Source organism: Microcoleus sp. T3_D1 (genome assembly GCF_036700405.1).
Classification (GTDB): Bacteria; Cyanobacteriota; Cyanobacteriia; order Cyanobacteriales; family Microcoleaceae; genus Microcoleus.
Genome location: NZ_JAUBOV010000027.1, coordinates 26,555 through 43,772, shown reverse-complemented (window position 1 = coordinate 43,772; position 17,218 = coordinate 26,555). Strand labels below are relative to the sequence as shown.

The 17,218-nt window shown below is 46.9% G+C and carries 10 protein-coding genes; 3 read left to right on the top strand and 7 right to left on the bottom strand.

Features of this window, described 5'->3' with window-relative positions:
• Positions 1-96 precede the first annotated feature (96 nt).
• Positions 97-8,865, top strand: coding sequence for a transporter substrate-binding domain-containing protein (locus tag QT992_RS14455; protein WP_333338844.1), 8,769 nt, complete (start codon positions 97-99; stop codon positions 8,863-8,865).
• Between the two features lie 76 nt (positions 8,866-8,941).
• Here the strand turns inward: QT992_RS14455 and rpsJ are convergent, their stop codons facing one another.
• The 6 genes from rpsJ to QT992_RS14425 all read right to left on the bottom strand — a co-directional run bounded on the left by rpsJ (position 8,942) and on the right by QT992_RS14425 (position 14,465).
• Entirely contained in the window at positions 8,942-9,259 is a 318-nt protein-coding gene (gene rpsJ, locus QT992_RS14450) for a 30S ribosomal protein S10 (protein ID WP_006632193.1), read from the bottom strand.
• A gap of 217 nt (positions 9,260-9,476) precedes the next feature.
• Positions 9,477-10,706, bottom strand: coding sequence for an elongation factor Tu (gene tuf / locus QT992_RS14445; RefSeq protein WP_333313493.1), 1,230 nt, complete (start codon positions 10,704-10,706; stop codon positions 9,477-9,479).
• Positions 10,707-10,807: 101 nt separating this feature from the next.
• Positions 10,808-12,880: an elongation factor G gene (fusA, locus tag QT992_RS14440; RefSeq protein ID WP_333313495.1), complete on the bottom strand. Its 2,073-nt coding sequence runs from the start codon at positions 12,878-12,880 to the stop codon at positions 10,808-10,810.
• 345 nt (positions 12,881-13,225) lie between these two features.
• Positions 13,226-13,696 carry a 30S ribosomal protein S7 gene (rpsG, locus tag QT992_RS14435; RefSeq protein WP_006632196.1) on the bottom strand — a complete coding sequence of 157 codons (471 nt, stop codon included), beginning with the start codon at positions 13,694-13,696 and terminating at the stop codon, positions 13,226-13,228.
• A 145-nt stretch (positions 13,697-13,841) separates the two neighbouring features.
• Positions 13,842-14,222, bottom strand: a complete 381-nt coding sequence (gene rpsL, locus QT992_RS14430) for a 30S ribosomal protein S12 (protein ID WP_006632197.1) — start codon at positions 14,220-14,222, stop codon at positions 13,842-13,844.
• 99 nt (positions 14,223-14,321) lie between these two features.
• Positions 14,322-14,465 carry a hypothetical protein gene (locus tag QT992_RS14425; RefSeq protein ID WP_333108961.1) on the bottom strand — a complete coding sequence of 48 codons (144 nt, stop codon included), beginning with the start codon at positions 14,463-14,465 and terminating at the stop codon, positions 14,322-14,324.
• 596 nt (positions 14,466-15,061) lie between these two features.
• On the opposite strand from QT992_RS14425, the gene QT992_RS14420 reads away from it, so the two are divergent.
• Together QT992_RS14420 and QT992_RS14415 are read left to right on the top strand one after the other, a co-directional pair.
• On the top strand, positions 15,062-15,265 hold the full coding sequence (locus tag QT992_RS14420; protein ID WP_333109740.1) for a hypothetical protein: 204 nt from the start codon (positions 15,062-15,064) through the stop codon (positions 15,263-15,265).
• A gap of 207 nt (positions 15,266-15,472) precedes the next feature.
• Positions 15,473-16,324, top strand: coding sequence for an Npun_R2479 family HD domain-containing metalloprotein (locus QT992_RS14415; protein ID WP_333313497.1), 852 nt, complete (start codon positions 15,473-15,475; stop codon positions 16,322-16,324).
• Between the two features lie 247 nt (positions 16,325-16,571).
• Here the strand turns inward: QT992_RS14415 and QT992_RS14410 are convergent, their stop codons facing one another.
• Complete coding sequence (locus QT992_RS14410; RefSeq protein ID WP_333313499.1) at positions 16,572-17,087, bottom strand: transcriptional repressor; 516 nt, start codon at positions 17,085-17,087, stop codon at positions 16,572-16,574.
• Positions 17,088-17,218 lie beyond the last annotated feature (131 nt).

Sequence of the window (17,218 nt, the reverse complement as noted above, 5' to 3'; positions counted from 1 at the left end):
GGAAAAACCGTAACATTTGATTATCAAAAGGGTCAAGCTTTAAAAGTCACTTATAAGGGAGACCTGTCTATCGCTGATTTGTTGAAAACTGTTGGAGTGACCGACACCGAAACCCAAGGGATTGCGATATTAACCACCTCTATAACCGCTCCCAGCTTCACAGTGGACACCAGCAAGCCAAATTCCGCTTATAGCTTCTCAGGAAAAGTCAGCGGAAAAGACATAACATTCAAGTATCAAAAAGGTCAAGAGTTAAAAATTACCTATGAGGGAGAGACCTCGCTAGTTGATATCTTCAAAGGAGTTCCTGGTGTAGAAACAATTGCGACAGCATTATCCGTACCTATAACCAATCCCAGCTTCGGAATAGGGCAACTTGATACCCCCAATAAAACTTATGAAATCTCTGGACTTGCCAACTTTGAAAAGAGCACAGAGGGTATCGGAAAATTCATTAACGATAAACTGGGAATTCAACAATTAGACCTAACCACAAAGGTAGATTCAAACGGAGCCAGCCTCAAAGGAAAGTTTACAACTGATATTTCGCTTTTTGGAGATAAAAACTCGCAGACAGACTTCAGTGCCACCCTCACCGGCGCCGCCTTGGGATTAGGGGTTGACAAAAAGGCGAAACCCAGTTTTGGTATTGAGGGAAATATCCTCCTCAAAAACTACGATCCTTTCCAAAAAGATGAACCAGACTTAACGCTTAAAGGCGGACTTAATTTAGATCCAAAGTCACTCACAGCAAGCTTTCAACTAGGTTCAGGTACGGCTTGGAAAGACCCCTTTGGTTTGCGTAACTCAGAAGTCAGAAATTTATCGTTTCAGCTTGGCGGCACTTATGTAGTGCCCTACATAGATAATATTGGACTCCTTGCAGATATCAAAGTTGGCGGCTTGGATGTCAAGTCTGTTTTATTCATAGCTCCCAAAGAACCAGATAAATTTGGGATGGAATTAACCGTCTATCAACCAATTGGCTTAGTGGACATTTTGTCCGTGCCCCTTAGTGTTGCAGGAGTTGATAACTCAGGTTTTGTCGAAAAAACCAAGAAATTTTTGAAAGAGACCTTAGATGTCACCATTGTATCTATCGATGGCCCAGATGAAGGTACCGAGCTCGATCCCCTCCTCAAGTTTGTGCCGGTGACAACCACGTTTGGGAAGACTACCTTAACGCAAGGAATTGCAGTCAATGGCCAAATAAATCTTTGGGGTAAAGAAGCCAGTATAAATTTGGCAGCAAATCCATTCTCTACCGATCCCAGCTTAAGCGCAACTTTGAAGATTCCTGAAATTGACTTAGGATTTTTGAAAATCACCAGCGGCAAAAATTCTACAGGCAAAGATTCTACATTAGGTGTAGACCTGAAATTAAACTCGAAAGAGCAATCATTAAAAGCCGATGCCGGGTTAGAACTTTTTGGCAAAAAAGTAGCTAACTTCGATCTGAGTCTTAGCCCAAAAGAAATCAGCCTCAAAAACTTTCAGTTGGGTTTTTCAGACGTTCTAGCAATTAATTTAGATAAATTTACCTTGAATCCCTCAGACCTGAGCGGGTCAGCATCCGGTGGAATTAAGCTGTTTGGCATGGATCTAGCCAGTGCAAGCTTCTCTCTTAACAACGGCAATCTTTCTATATCCGGTAAGCTAGGGGTTAGTGTAGCAGGCTACAACCTTGGTATTGATGTTGGGCTCACTTTAGGAAAAGAAAATCGCATTCGTATGGATGTAGATTTCTTGAAAGATCGGTACAATATCGTTGATTTATCGGTAGATCCCTTTGTTAATGAGTTTAAAAGTCTCGGTAGTTTAACGACTAAAGTTAAAGACAAACTCTTGGGGGCTGTCGGCGACGTTGTTGACTATGCAAAAGACCTTTTAAAAGAAGGTTTAGGTGGAGTTAGCAAAGTAGGAAGTTATGTTGTTGATGTGGCTTCAGATTTGTATAAAAGGGCTGAGAATTTTGTCTCTGGTTTGTTGCCCAGCACAGACACAGCGATTGTCTCTGGTAGGGTTTTCATCCCACCTGGGAAGTTTGTTGGTGGTGAGGGCAATGAATATAAAGATGGAAAGGATAACAACGAGGTTTTCTTTGGTAATGGAGGTAATGATACCCTAGTTGGTGGTCTTCCTTCAGACGTAATTGATGGGGGTACTGGCAACGATCAACTTTATGGTGGAAACGGCCGAGATAGTATCTCTGGTGGCGATGGTGATGACCGGATATACGGACAAGGACACAGCGATAAGCTCTACGGCGGGGCCGGTAACGACTACATTGATGGAGAAGGAGATCCAAACCAGCAGGATTGGGGAGATGATGAAATTTACGGCGGATTGGGTAACGATACCGCCTTTGGAGGACACGCCAAAGACCGTATTTTTGGCAATGGTGGCGACGATGTGCTCGTTGGTAACGGTGGGGAAGACTACGTTGCAGGCAACGATGGAAACGATCAACTTTTTGGTGAAGACGGAAACGACACACTGGTAGGAGCTGATGGAAACGACGTGCTAGTGGGCGGGACTGAAGACGATAAGCTTTTTGGTGACGACGGAAATGATTCCCTCTATGGTGGCCAACACAACGACGAGCTTCACGGCTGGAAGGGCAATGATTTGCTTTTTGGTGATGAGGGGAATGATACCCTCTATGGTCAGGAAGACAACGACACTCTTTCTGGTGGAAGTGGCTCTAATGAGCTTGAGGGAGGACAGGGAAGCGATTGGGCCGACTATAGCTCTTTGAATAGCGGGGGTGTTACAGTTGTTCCACTAGGACGGGGATTCGCATCAGTCTTACTAGCAACTTTTTCTGGTGGTGTTGATCGGTTTACTTCCATCGAAAATGTCATCGGTTCAAGTGGAAATGACCAAATCACCGGCGATAATCAAAATAACATTCTTTCTGGTGGTAAAGGTGGCAACGATTACCTTCAAGGTGGTGAGGGTGATGATTCACTCTACGGTGGCGTTGATGGTAATGATTCGCTCTATGGTGGCAACGGCAATGATACCCTCAGCGGAGGGCCAGGAAGTGGGTTAGATTTTCTCGATGGAGGAGATGGGAGCGATTTTGCCGACTATAGCTATACCACTGGTGGTATTCAAGCTAATTTATCCCAGCAAAAAATCACTTTTTTTCGAGTCAGTGGTGAAGAGCGGTTAGTTTCAATTGAAAACGTCATTGGTGGAAGTGGTAACGACAGGTTGGATGGCGCTGATGAAAAGAACATCTTTTTTGGGAATGCCGGCAACGATACCCTCTATGGTGAGCAGGGCGATGATTCGCTCTATGGTGGCGATGGCAACGATTTCCTCAACGGCGGTAAAGGCTACGATCTGCTGGATGGAGGAGCCGGTAACGATACGGTTGACTATAGCTTTTGGAATGGTGGAATTGTTGCTAATTTAGCTCAAGAAAAAGTCACTTTTCCCGGTGACAGCGGCGAAGAAAAGTTAGTTTCGGTTGAAAGAATTATTGGTTCCACCGGCAACGACTCAATCATAGGCGATGCTCAAAGTAACTCATTAGAAGGTGGAGTGGGTAATGATTCGCTCTTTGGTGAGGATGGCGATGATTTCATTTTGGGACAAGCCGGCAATGATTTTATCCAAGGCGGAAATGGAAAAGATTTATTGGGAGGTATGGAGGGAAATGACGACATCGCAGGTAATGCGGGTAATGATTACATTGTAGGTGACGAAGGCGATGATAAGCTTTCTGGTGATGGCGGCAACGATGAAATTCGTGGGTTTAGTGGTAATGACACTCTCTCTGGTGGCGAAGGCAATGATTTCTTAGATGGCGGGATTGGGGACGATATCTTAAGAAGCGGCAGCTTAGAGTTTGGCGATTTAGATAACGATACCATCGATGGAGATTCTGGTAACGATACCTTGATTTTGAGGGGTAATAAGGATGACTATACCTTTACCCAGACAGAGAGAGGGTGGAGAATTATTCGTCAAAATAGTGTCAAAATCGTCACCGATGTTGAGAATTTTGAGTTTGATAATTCGGTGCAAGTTCTGAACCCAAGTAGTTTTCCCGGCACTTCAGGTACTAACTCAGGCAGCAATTCAGGCAGCAATTCAGGCAGCAATTCAGGCAGCAATTCAGGCAGCACTTCAGGCAGCACTTCAGGTAGCAACTCAGGTACTAACTCAGGCAGCAACTCAGGTAGCAACTCAGGTAGCAACTCAGGTAGTAACTCAGGTAGCAACTCAGGTAGTAACTCAGGTAGCAACTATTTCCGGGGGGTTGGCAGTCTCTCCAACGGCCCTTTAGCAGACGCGAAAGTATTCATAGATACCAACGGCAACTTCAAACCGGATGAAGGCGAACTGCAAACTACCACCGACAACAACGGAGAATACAACTTTGACGAGTCCAAAATTGCTGCATTAGATATCAATAAAGACGGAAAAATTGATTCCAAAGAAGGACAAATTGTAGGAATTGGCGGCATCGACACAACCACTGGCCTGCCTGCAACATTACCTCTAATTTCTCAAGTCGGTTCGGCTACAGAAGCGACAACCACGACACCCTTAACCACCCTCAAAGCAGTTCTTTCAAGCCAAGGAATTGCGGCGGAACAAGTCGAAACTTTGCTGGAAAAAATCTCAGGGTTCCCCTTAGCTTCCCTCTCCCAACCCTTAGAAAACTTTGACCCCTACGCTGCTATTGGAAAAGATGACACCACCGGCATTAACATCGCCTCCGGTCACATCAAAGTAATGAATCTGTTGCTCAATGGCACAGCATTCCTCAAAGCGGCAAAATATCAAGGTTCAGATGCGGAAATTCAGGTGATTGTTGCCCTCGGTGAAGTATTGCAAAAGGTTGACACCTTTGACTTAAGCAAGGGCGATGACCTGCAAAAACTCTTTTCTCAATTAACCGAAAAACACAATCTCTCTATTGCCAGCGAACCTGTAAAAGCAGTCGCCGAATTAGTTGCCCAAAGCAACGACTTAGTTGACGACTTAGTAGGAAAGGCGCTGACTCGTTCTCTTTCAGATGTTCTACCCAGCATCAGCCCAATCAAAAAAGCGGTCTACAGCACCTTACCCGAAGTCACCCAACAGCTAATCGAAGGAAAAATTACCGCCCAAGAATCCCAAACTAAACTCCAGGAATTACTGAAGGCAGACACCTTCTTAGTGCAGTACGCACTGAACGAAAAGCGTACTGTGAAAGTAACCGCCAGCCCAACCATCACTGAAGGCGATAGCAACAGCAAAGGACAATTTACCATCACTCTGGGTGAAGCAGCCCCCGCTCAAGGGCTGAAAATCCTCTACACCCTCTCCGGTACTGCCTCTCTGGGACAAGATTACAGCAGCAATGGCGGTCAATTTGGGGAAATTAACATCGCACCTGGAGAAACTGAAGCTGTTATCGACCTCTCGGTGTTAGACGATACCCTCCCAGAAAAGCCGGAAGCCTTAACCCTCAACCTCAAATATGTCGGCACTGGCTACGCCCTCGACCCGGTGTATCAAACCGCCGTCCTGAAAATTGCCGATAACGACCAACAGAACAGCGCTAATAGCCAAAACGGGACGCCCCAAACCGGAACCTTCGGCAACGATACCCTCACCGGAACCGCAGGCGACGACAATCTCTCTGGCAATGAGGGTAACGATGTTCTGCAAGGACTCGCTGGTAACGACCAACTGAGCGGCGGTGCAAGCGATGATAGCCTCCTCGGAGGAGAAGGCAGCGACAAATTAGAAGGAAACTTCGGTGCAGACATCCTCCAAGGCAACGCCGGAGATGATGCGATGGCAGGCGGTGCAGAAAACGACACCCTGGAAGGAAACGAAGGAAACGACCAACTGCAAGGAAATGCCGGACATGACCAACTGAAAGGAAACACCGGAAACGACTTACTAGAAGGCGGTCTCGGCAACGATACCCTCGAAGGCAACGAAGAAAACGATTGGTTAGTGGGTGACGCGGGACAAGACATCCTCATCGGCGGTGCGGGTGTGGACTTACTCAATGGCGGAGACAGTGCCGATATCTTCTACTTCAACGCACCCTCCGACGGCGGCGACTTAATCCTCGACTTTGACCCCACCCAAGGAGATAAAATTCAAATCTCCGCCACTGGGTTTAATACTAAATCCCTAGCCGACTTTAGCGTCCTAGCTGGGACTCTGGAATTCAAAGGACAAGAAATCGCGCTGATTCAAAACAACGGGCAAACCTACAATAACTTTCCTAACTTAGGTGAAATCCTTGAAATTGTAGACGCACCCACAGCCCAGCCTGCCCCGACTGCTGGTGAAATTTCCGCTCAAACCAGTCCCAGTGTTGCCAATCCCGATGTAGTAAAAAAACCAGAAAAGACGATTCTTGATGACATTATCAAGCGGGGTCAGATTAAACTCGGCACCTCTTCTTCTGGGTCAGAATTTGACTTTGAATTTGTCCGTACTTTGGCGGCAGCGTTATTTGGGGATGCTAGCAAAGTAGAACGGGTAACAACCACGTTTGAAGAAGCCTTTGAACAGGTAGCGGATGGGACTGTAGACATCGCTGCCCAACGCTCTACCCACCAGCTAGAAGCGGATGCAGAGGATAACATCGATTTCAGTCCAATTTATTTCTACGATTACCAAGCGGTCGTCGTTCGCAAAGATAGCGGCATTGAGAATGCTTTAGACCTCCAGGACCGTACCATTGGCATTATTGAAGGCACTAACTCATTAGACGATTTACAAAATCAATTAAGCCCTGAAGGGGTTAAGTTTACACCCAAATTGTTTGACACCCTTGAAGAAGTTGTCGCCGCCTACGAGCGAGGTGAAATTGATGCCTACGCCACTGACCGCGCCCTGATTCTGGAGCGCCTCGCCGACCCAGAAAATCACCGTCTGTTAGACGTAGAATTCTCCAAAGAACCTATTGCCCTGGCCTTACCCCAAAATGACTCGCAATGGGTCGATGTGGTGCGGTGGGTCAATAATGTCCCGATTCAAGCGGAAGAATTTGGAATTAGCTCTGAAAACATTGACGAAATTATTGCGGCTAATACCGATAATAATCCGAATAATGACTCCAGCCCTGCGATTCGTCGTTTCCTGGGCTTAGAAGGCGATTTAGGAGCTTCTCTGGGGCTTGCCAATGATTTCGCAGTAAACGTTATCAAACAAGTTGGCAACTACGCAGAAATATACGATCGGCACTTCCCTGGGCTAGATCGCGATCGCAATCTCCTCTGGAATGAGGGAGGTTTGTTGTATTCTCAACCTTTCTCTGGTACTAAGGTTGATGCGACTTTAATTGATAATGACGATCGCAATGTTTTAAGCGACGTTTTAAAACGGGGTGTGGTTAAAGTCGGTGTGAACGGTGAAGCGCTTGGTTTTTCTTATCCACAAGCAGACGGGAAACTCGCAGGATTTGATGTGGACTTAGGGCACGCGATCGCCGCCGCTTTGTTTGGCAATCCCGATGCGGTTGAGTTGGTGACTCAAAATAATTTGGAACGCTTTACAAACGTGGCTAATGGCATTGTGGATATTTCCGCAAGTCAGGCGACTGTTAATTTAGTTCGCGATGCAAGTCTCGGCATTGATTACAGTCCCACTTATCTCTATACCGGCCAAGGAGTTTTAGTCAAAGACAATAGCGGAATTTCTTCCTTAGCAATGCTGAATGGTCGTAAAGTGGGACTGGTAGAAAATACGACTTCCCAACAAAATCTTCAAGATGCTTTATCTGAGTTGGGCGGTACATTTATTCCTGTCATGTTCCCCACTAAAGAGGAAATGTTTGCCGCTTACGATCGCGGTGAGGTTGATGCTATCTCCAATGACCTTCCCTTGCTGAGTGCAACGATTCCTACCTTATCCAATCCCGCACAGCATCGGATTCTCGATGAAGTTCTTTCTAAAGAACCTTTGGGCTTAATCACTGACGAAAATCAATCCAAGTGGGCAGATGTAGTACGTTGGGTTTATAATGCCTTAGTTCAAGCAGAAGAATATGGCATTACTTCAGGCAATATTGAGGAGTTAATCACCCAGAATACTGACGACAACCCCGCGAATAACTCTAACTCCGCCATTCGACAATTCTTAGGGTTGGAAGGGAATATAGGTGAAGCGCTAGGTTTGCCAAAGGACTTTGCTGCGAAGGCGATCGAAGCAGTAGGGAACTATGGAGAAATGTACGAACGTCATTTCAATTCCAACGTTCTCCGTCGCGACAGCAACGCACTTGCTGCTGACTTTGGCTTGCAGTATTCGCTACCTTTTTCTGGTACGACTTGGAACAATACAGTCATGGATACTGAAGGCAATGACTTACTCAATGGCAACGAAGAGGACAATTTCCTCCATGGTAATCAAGGGAACGATACTCTCTATGGCGGTCAAGGCAATGATACCCTGTGGGGTGGCAAAGGCAATGACTTCGTTTCTGCTGGCAAAGGCAAGGACATTCTCTTTGGCGGTAAAGGCAGTGATACTCTCAATGGAGATGCCGATGACGACTTGCTCAATGGTGGCAAAGGCAAGGACATTCTCTTTGGCGGTAAAGGCAATGATCTTCTCAATGGAGGTGCGGGTGACGACTTGCTCAATGGTGGCAAAGGACGCGATATTTTTGTTTTAACGCCGGGAAATGGAACTGATACGATCGCAGATTTTACTATTGGTCAAGACTTATTAGAATTAGCAGGCGGCCTCAAATTTGAGCAGTTAACTATTACCCAAGGTACAGGCACTCAAGCCGGGGATACCCTGATCCGTCTTGTTAGCACTGGGGCAGTTTTAGCATCTCTGGCTGGCTCATCAGCTAGTTCTATCACTCCGGCAATGTTCACCTTAAACTAATAACGAACTTTCCTAAAAAAGAAGGAACAATGTATTTTTCCATTGTTCCTTCTTTCGGAGTTTTCGATAAGTCAATCTACAGTTTGACTTCGATATCTACGCCGGCTGGCAAATCCAGTTTCATCAAAGCGTCAATTGTTTTCGCCGATGGCTGGTGAATGTCGATGATGCGGCGGTGCGTGCGGGTTTCAAAGTGTTCGCGAGAATCTTTGTCTACGTGGGGCGATCGCAGCAAGCAGTAAATCCGCCGTTTTGTCGGTAGGGGAATCGGGCCGATCGCTGTGGCTGCTGTCCGATTAGCTGTATCTACAATCTTTTCGCAGGATGCGTCTAGAATCCGGCGATCGAAAGCTTTGAGGCGAATGCGAATTTTTTGCTGTTGAATTGTTGCCATTTTTGTTTCTTTAATTTTCTAGGTTCAGTTTATTTTTAGTCATTAGTTATTAGTTATTCGTCATTAGTTATTAGTCATTAGTTATTTAATCGTTAACTACTAACCGCTGACTGCTGACTGATGACTACTGACTGATGACTGCTGACTACTCACTAAATAGCAGAAAAGCCTATTGACATTTGGCGGCTTTTCTGCTATTTAAGCTGTTATCGGAGTCCTACTTGAGGATTTTGGAAACAACGCCAGCGCCGACGGTGCGGCCGCCTTCGCGGATAGCGAAGCGCATTCCTTGTTCGATCGCGATCGGGTGAATCAACTCAACAGTCATTTTGATCCGGTCACCGGGCATCACCATTTCTGCTTCACTACCGTCATCAGCGGTGAACTGGTTGATCGTGCCGGTCACGTCAGTGGTACGGACGTAGAATTGAGGGCGATATCCAGAGAAAAAGGGCGTGTGCCGGCCACCTTCTTCCTTCTTCAGGATGTACACTTCAGATTCAAACTGAGTATGAGGACTGATGGATTTGGGCTTGGCAATTACCATGCCTCTTTCAATATCCGCCTTTAAAATCCCCCGCAGCAGTAGACCCACGTTGTCGCCAGCAATGCCTTCTTCCAACGACTTGGTGAACATTTCCACACCAGTCACCGTAGTGCTGCGAGTGTCCTTAATGCCAATCACTTCTACTGTTTCGCCGACTTTGATTGTGCCGCGCTCAATCCGACCAGTAGCAACAGTACCCCGACCAGTAATCGAGAATACGTCTTCAACTGCCATCAAGAAAGGCTTGTCAACTTCGCGTTCTGGTGTGGGGATGTAAGAATCTACTTCTTCCATCAGCTTGTAGATTTTGTCAACCCACTCATTTTCGCCCTTGACAGTCTTGGGATTAGCAAGCATCGCTTCGAGAGCTTTCAATCCCGAACCTGTGACGATGGGGATGTCATCGCCCGGAAAATCGTAAGAACTCAAAAGTTCGCGAACTTCTAGTTCTACCAATTCCAACAGTTCAGCATCATCCACCATGTCTTCTTTGTTCAAGAAGACAACCAGGCTGGGAACGCCAACTTGCTTAGCTAGCAGGATGTGTTCGCGAGTTTGAGGCATGGGGCCGTCTGCCGCTGACACTACTAGGATGCCGCCGTCCATTTGAGCTGCACCGGTGATCATGTTTTTCACATAGTCAGCGTGTCCGGGGCAATCTACGTGGGCATAGTGCCGACCTGTGGTTTCGTATTCCACGTGAGCAGTATTAATCGTAATACCCCGTGCTTTTTCTTCAGGCGCAGCGTCGATGTCGGCGTAGTTCTTAGCCTTTGCTTGACCTAGTGCAGAGAGAGTCATCGTAATCGCGGCGGTCAAAGTTGTTTTGCCGTGGTCAACGTGACCGATCGTGCCGATGTTTACGTGGGGTTTATTCCGTTCAAATTTTGCGCGTGCCATTCTTGATCTGTTCCTTGTTTCTTTTAGCGATTTTAGACTTGAGATTTTAGATTCTAGACTTTGGATTCAATCCAAAATCCAAAATCTAAAATCCATAATCATTAGTTCCCTTTGTTCTTAGCGATAATGGCTTCAGCCACGTTTCGCGGCACTTCTTCGTAATGGCTGAATTCCATTGTGAAGATGCCTCGACCTTGGGTTTTCGAGCGGATGTCGGTGGCGTAACCAAACATTTCTGCTAGTGGAACTTTTACAGAAACTTTGGCTATCCCCTGATCCGTCTCTTGACCTTCGATCTGACCCCGACGCGAGTTGAGGTCTCCGATGACGTTCCCGATGTAATCTTCGGGAACTTCAACCTCTACTTTCATCATAGGCTCTAGCAGCACTGGCGACGCCTTCATCACGGCTTCTTTGATCGCCATTGAACCGGCGATCTTAAATGCCATTTCTGAGGAGTCTACGTCGTGGAAAGACCCGTCTATCATAGTAGCTTTGAGGTCAATCACGGGATATCCTGCTACAATACCTGATTCGCACGCTTCTTTCATCCCTTGTTCTGCCGGGCCGATGTACTCTTTGGGTACAGTGCCACCAACAATTTTGGAGACAAATTCAAAGCCGCTTCCGACTTCGGTGGGTTCTAGTTCGATCACGACGTGACCGTACTGACCTTTACCGCCGCTTTGGCGGATAAATTTACCTTCGGCGCGGACGGATTTGCGAATGGTTTCGCGGTAGGCTACTTGTGGCTGACCCACGTTCGCTTCTACTTTGAATTCCCGCAGCATCCTGTCAACCAGGATTTCCAGGTGCAGTTCGCCCATACCGGCGATGACTGTCTGGTTGGTTTCTGGGTCAACGTTGACTCGGAAGGTGGGGTCTTCTTCCGAGAGCGACTGGAGGGCTTTGGAGAGCTTCTCCATGTCTTGTTTGGTTTTGGGTTCGACAGCCACCGAGATGACTGGCTCTGGAATAAACAGAGATTCCAGAATCACTGGCGCTCCTTCTTCGCAGAGGGTGTCGCCGGTGAAGGTGTCTTTCAAACCCAAGGCTGCTCCCAAGTCTCCGGCGCGCAGTTCCTCAACTTCTATCCGATCGTCCGCTTTGAGTACAATTAGGCGAGAAACCCGCTCTTTTTTGTCTTTGGTGGAGTTCAGGACGTAGGTTCCTTTTTTGAGGATACCGGAGTAGACGCGAACAAAGGTCAGGCGACCGTAGGGGTCAGCCATGATTTTGAATGCCAGGGCTGACAGGGGGGCGTTGTCGTCGGCAAACCGCTCTGCTGTGTCGCCGTTGGGCAGGAGTCCTTGAATTGGAGGAACTTCCAAGGGCGACGGCAGATAGTCTATGACTCCATCCAACAACAACTGAACGCCTTTGTTTTTGAATGCCGAACCGCACAACATGGGGACGATCGTACCTTCGACAGTGCCGTGACGCAGGGCCAAGCGGATTTCGTCTTCCGTTAACTCTTCGCCTTCAAGGTATTTCTCGGTGAGGGCGTCGTTGGTTTCTGCTACGGACTCGATCAGCTTGGTGCGGTATTCTACGGCTAGATCCTTTACTTCATCGGGGATTTCTACTTCCGCGATGTCGGTTCCCGTGTCGTTGTTGTAGATATAGGCTTTCATGTGCACTAAGTCTACAATTCCCCGGAAGTTTTCTTCACTGCCGATCGGGATTTGGATGGGTACGGCGTTCGCTCTCATTCGATCGCGAATTTGGCCGTAGACTTTGTAGAAGTTGGCCCCCATCCGATCCATTTTGTTGACGAACACGATCCTCGGTACTTTGTACCGATCTGCCTGTCGCCAAACTGTTTCGGATTGCGGCTGCACTCCCCCTACCGAGCAGAACACTGCGATCACTCCGTCGAGCACTCGCATCGAGCGTTCGACTTCGATCGTGAAGTCTACGTGTCCGGGAGTGTCGATGATGTTGATTTTGTAATCTTTCCAACTGGTGGTGATAGCAGCGGCAGTAATCGTAATTCCCCGCTCCCGCTCTTGCTCCATCCAGTCAGTGACTGCTGTTCCCTCGTGCACTTCACCCATTTTGTGAACCATGCCTGAATAGAACAGAATTCTTTCAGTTGTTGTTGTTTTGCCCGCGTCTATGTGGGCTGCGATGCCGATGTTGCGAGTTTTTTCTAGCGGGACGGTACGTGCCACAGCTACCTCCTTAATCTTGTGTTGCTGTTATAATACTATTATACTACACAGTAACCCTATTTTGCACTCCCCAGTGACTTACAAAAGTTTCGGGAGCTTATTGTTACATTTTAATATTTTTTGCAAGATTTGTTTACAAAAATATTAAGGATGCGACATGGAGGATTCAGAGAGTGCGTAAATTTTGAGTGCGTAAATTTTGATTTTGGGAGTTTTGAGTTTGCTTCACGAATCGCAACTGCGCCAAGAGAAGCAATCTCAACACTCAAAACTTACACTTGCCAATTTCTCACCCGATGCTTTTATACCGCACGATCGCGCTCTTCTCCATGCCAGTTGTTGCAGTTAGTAGCGGTAGTGAGCAAAAGCCTTGTTAGCTTCAGCCATGCGGTGAGTTTCTTCGCGCTTGCGAATAGCACTCCCTGTTTCGTTAGCTGCATCCATCAGTTCGTTGGCTAGCTTGGCTGCCATCGAGCGGCCGGTGCGGGCGCGGGCAAATCTGATCAGCCAGCGGAGGGCGAGGGTGGTACCGCGATCGGAACGCACTTCCATTGGCACTTGGTAGGTGGCGCCACCTACCCGGCGGGCTTTGACTTCTACCAAGGGTGTTGCGTTTTTGACTGCTTTTTCAAACAAGTCTAACGGTTCAGCCCCTGTGCGTTCTTGGATGGTTTTGAGGGCGTCGTAGACGATGCTGGAGGCAACGGATTTTTTGCCGTGCTGCATGATCCGTCTCACCATCATGCTTACCAACCGGCTGTTGTAGGTTGGATCTGGTGGAACTGGACGTTTTTGAATAACTGTGCGGCGAGACATAGTTCTATTTGGGATTTTTGATTTTGAATGATTGAGTTTGGGGTTTTGGGATCACATTTCGATTTATGACGATCGAGCGTGCAGTTGAGCGGCGCGATCGGATTTTTTTTTGCTTCCCAACCCCGGCGATCGGGCGAGTTCCGTGTTATTTTTTCTCTTTAGGACGCTTGGCCCCGTATTTGGAACGACCCTGCTTGCGGTCTTTCACCCCAGCGGTGTCTAATGTACCCCGAATGATGTGGTATCTAACTCCGGGCAAATCTTTTACCCGACCGCCCCGGATCATTACTACCGAGTGTTCTTGCAAGTTGTGACCGATCCCTGGGATGTAGGCGGTGACTTCAAAACCAGAGGTCAGCCGTACCCGAGCCACCTTCCGCAGCGCCGAGTTGGGTTTTTTCGGGGTGGTCGTGTACACTCTGGTGCAAACTCCGCGGCGCTGGGGGCAACTCTTGAGAGCTGGCGATTTGGTTTTTTTCTGCGTTTGTTCCCGTGCTGAACGGATGAGTTGCTGAATAGTGGGCATGAGTTACGGCATTTCTAGCTTTTTGCTGAATATAGTGATTTGGCTGTATCCGCACTGAAAGTCCCTTCCCCTCTGGGGGGACGGGATGAATGAAAATAATTATGGGTAAGTGAGGATACCAGACTCTGTATTGTACACGACGCGCGTTTCTTTGGCAAGAAATTTGCGCGATCGGCGATCGAACTTCCTTCCTTGCTGCAAGTTGGGAGGGGGCGAGCGCAACGGGAGAATGGTATGTGACATCCTATAATTTAGGCGCAACTATGATGATTGTCAGAGCCGTCAGCAAAATTTATGACGATCGCAATATCGCGCTTTTTCGATCGAATTACCATTGTTAGGAGAGGCGCATTAACTGCTACACAAAACTTGGCTAAACTTATTTAAGTCTGACCATTCAATCAGGATTGCTCCTGAAGGGTCAGCTTCGGAGTTTCACCCAAGGGAGTCGGCTCGCAACTTGTCCACAGGCGTTAATTCGGGTGGAGCAACGCCCTAATTGAGTTAATTTTAGTTGAAGCTTTTAGCCATGAGTGATCCACTATTTTCAACCAATTTAACGAAACGCGGACTCCCGTTCGACCTTTTTACAGGCTGGTCAGTTTTGACATGCACGCTCGGTTTACAAACCAGATGCTTAAGCCTTTTTTAGGCATTGGTGTAATCATACCGCCCACAATGTTAATCAGTCAAGTTAAGTATGACTAAGTTTAGTAAAGTTTTTGGCGAGTTAGTCCAACTCCAGCCTGCGATCGCATCACCGTCTATAGCCGATCTACATCACATAAAGTTATCTAAAATTGCCGGACAATAAGAAATATACATTGAGTTGACGGCAGATGACAACCAAAGCTTATATTCCTGAATATAAAATTTCCGAACTTTACTTGAACATTTGGAAATCCGGTAAGATCGATCGGACGGTGTTCCAGCAAATTCAATACGCAATTAATTCTCACAGTTTAAAAAGTTCAGACGATCGAAAAATTGTCAGCAGGCTGCTGTATGCAGTACGGCGGGGATGGGTGTCAGTGACGGACTGAGTTGCTTGGGAGTTTTGAGTCAGGGCGCGAGATTGCTTCGTGACTCCCCCGGCGTAGCAGCCTCAATGAGTTTTCAGATTGCCACCCACAGAGCACAACGCACAGGGGGTGCATGAGTTGTGAACTAAAATCTTATCCATAAAAGTAGAGGACTCCCCAATAGATGCACCGCTGTTAAAAGGAAATATTAAGGTAAAAGGACACGGTATGTTTAATTCTACAGAACTGCTGATCGAGGCTTTCATCGAACAACTTCAGAACGGGTACAGCCGCACTTACGGAGGCTACAAATCAGACTATGCTGACATTATTGCCTGGGTGGGGGCAATGGCGTTAGAAAACATCGCCAACAGCGACGCTCTTTATCACAATGTAGAACACGCCATTTGCATTAGCTTAGTCGGTCAAGAAATCTTGCGGGGAAAACACATTCGCAAGGGCGGAGTTTCCTGCGAAGATTGGCTGCACTTCATCATTTCTTTGCTGTGCCAAGACATCGGATATGTCAAAGGAGTTTGCCGGCAAGACCAAGAATCAGAAGGATTGTATGCTACGGGAAAAGATGGCATGAGAATTGCACTGGCTCCCGGTGCAACAGCGGCCAGCCTAGCTCCTTACCGAGTTGACAGAGCTAAATTGTTCATTGACGAGCGCTTCGGCAACCACAAGCTAATTAATGCTGAGATAATTAAGCAGAACATAGAACAGACTCGTTTCTCGGTGCTGGACGGCCACACTGACGAGGATGCAGTTAATTACTCTAGTTTAGTTCGCGGTGCTGACTTGATAGGTCAGCTCAGCAACCCGCAATATTTGCAGAAAATTGGCGCGCTGTTTTACGAGTTGGAAGAAAGCGGTGCTACTAAACTTTTGGGCTACCGACATCCGGGCGACTTGCTGCAAAGCTACTCTAAGTTTTACTGGAGCGGCATTTATCCTCACATCAGTGAATCTCTAGGTTACTTGCAGTTGACGCAGGAAGGCAAACAGATTGTTGCTAGTTTGTACGCTAACATATTTCGGATGGAACACCAACGTTGCGATTCTGAGGTTGCTTGACGGAAGGGGAAGGGAAAGGCGAAAATTTTTGAATGCGTGACATTGCTTTTCTAATAATTGCTTAGCTAACATTGCTTGAAATTCCTTCCAATGCTATTAATAAGCAGAATGGGTTTTGAATGCGTGAGATTGCTTTCCTAAGAATCACTTCGCTAGCATTCCTTGCAACGCTATTGCCGTACCTGAGTTCAAGAGTTACCAATTACCAATTACCAATTCCCCATTCCCTAAGTGTATTCCATCCAAATCAACTAATTTCCTCATCAATTTCTGAATGATATCTGGGACACAACCAATTGCTGGGTACTAAAGAAGGCCATCCCTCCCGTAGCGCTTCCAAACAAACAGCTCGCACAGTTAATTGACAGTCAAGCAGTTCTACCCCAGCTTTTTCAACTTGCTTTTTGCCAATTCTTAAAATAGATTCCTCGCTAAATTCAAAGGTTTTGTGACACTGAATGCAAACCAGATGGTGGTGGTGGTACAATTCGGGAAAATTCAGTTCGTAATGTTTGTGTCCTTCTGCTAATTCTAGTTCACGCAAAATTCCTATCCTTGCTAATAAATGCAGCGTTCGGTAGACAGTAGACAAGCCAATTCGTTCTCCTTTATTCTGCAAAGTCTTGTATAATTCTTCCGCACTTAAATGATTGCCTTGCGGTAGATTTTGAAAGACACTCAAAATAGTTTCTCGCTGGGGAGTCAGGCGGCAGCCTCTTTGGTTGAGTTCGACTTTGAGTGAGTTAGCACTGTATAAATTCATGTCGGGAAAAATAAAAAAGTTGAACCAGGATTGTCATGGATTATCTGTTATTTATTCGTGCTATTTTTTAGATGCTCCTAAAGTATGTTTTCCGTGAGAATCCATATAACTCTAGACTCCCCCTTTAGCCC

Bases quoted from the DNA above. Each gene is read 5' to 3' on its own strand.
- rpsJ (WP_006632193.1), bottom strand. From the start codon at position 9,259: ATGGCAACAATTCAACAGCAAAAAATTCGCATTCGCCTCAAAGCTTTC.
- tuf (WP_333313493.1), bottom strand. From the start codon at position 10,706: ATGGCACGCGCAAAATTTGAACGGAATAAACCCCACGTAAACATCGGC.
- rpsG (WP_006632196.1), bottom strand. From the start codon at position 13,696: ATGTCTCGCCGCACAGTTATTCAAAAACGTCCAGTTCCACCAGATCCA.
- rpsL (WP_006632197.1), bottom strand. From the start codon at position 14,222: ATGCCCACTATTCAGCAACTCATCCGTTCAGCACGGGAACAAACGCAG.
- QT992_RS14425 (WP_333108961.1), bottom strand. From the start codon at position 14,465: ATGTCACATACCATTCTCCCGTTGCGCTCGCCCCCTCCCAACTTGCAG.
- QT992_RS14420 (WP_333109740.1), top strand. From the start codon at position 15,062: ATGACAACCAAAGCTTATATTCCTGAATATAAAATTTCCGAACTTTAC.
- QT992_RS14415 (WP_333313497.1), top strand. From the start codon at position 15,473: ATGTTTAATTCTACAGAACTGCTGATCGAGGCTTTCATCGAACAACTT.
- QT992_RS14410 (WP_333313499.1), bottom strand. From the start codon at position 17,087: ATGAATTTATACAGTGCTAACTCACTCAAAGTCGAACTCAACCAAAGA.